This window comes from endosymbiont of Ridgeia piscesae (genome assembly GCF_001443665.1).
GTDB lineage: Bacteria > Pseudomonadota > Gammaproteobacteria > Chromatiales > Chromatiaceae > Endoriftia > Endoriftia persephonae.
The window spans coordinates 1-735 of the sequence record NZ_KQ557193.1; the positions used below are offsets into that span (position 1 = coordinate 1).

Annotated in this window: 1 protein-coding gene and 1 pseudogene; both read left to right on the forward strand. The window is 48.0% G+C overall.

The features are described 5' to 3' along the window. Positions 1-288: pseudogene (locus Ga0074115_RS15540) on the forward strand (NapC/NirT family cytochrome c); the annotation flags it as partial. 64 nt (positions 289-352) lie between these two features. Continuing rightward, positions 353-735 (forward strand): 4Fe-4S dicluster domain-containing protein (locus tag Ga0074115_RS16075; protein WP_157292835.1); only part of this gene is annotated, 383 nt, incomplete at its 3' end.

Below are 735 nucleotides of genomic sequence, written 5' to 3' on the forward strand. Positions count from 1 at the left end.
AGAAAAATGCTGGATGACTGGAAAAAAACACTTAAGAAAGAGATTGCGGATGGTGAAGAGCTAGAAGCAGAGGCAATTCAACTTCTTTCTGAAATCAAGGGCAACCTGGACAAGAAACAATTAAGTCAGGCAGAGGCAATGATCGCCAAGGGCATTCAGCTACTTGATATTGTGCGTTTCGGTAATGGCGTACACAACAAGAAGTATGCAATCACCATTCTTGATGGTGCATTCGGCAACTTTGAAGACACCATTGAACTGCTTGAAGGAGCAAAGGGCGCTGAATAAGGAGATTGATCTATAGCACCACTAACATCTGTGGAGGATGAGGAGATGAGTAGGAGATACCAATATGAGTGACAATAAAACACCAGAAATCAGTCGCCGTAAATTTCTAAGTGGGGTCGGAACAGCGGCCGCTGGCGCCGCCGCAATGGTAACACCTGGGCTGAATGTCCAGGCAGCCACAACAAAAGCCCCCCGCTGGGCGATGGTCATGGACCTTAGGCGCTGCATAGGTTGCAGAGCCTGTACGGTGGCCTGCAAATCGGAAAACCACGTATCTCTTGGCCGATTCAGGGCGGTTATTCAAGAGAAAACCATGGGTACATTCCCGAACACCAAGAAGGCATTCCTGCCTTTGATGTGTAATCACTGCGAGGGTAATAAAAAGGATGGTGTTCCGCCTTGCGTAAAAATCTGTCCTCAGTTCCCTGGTGAACGTCGCAAGTATCG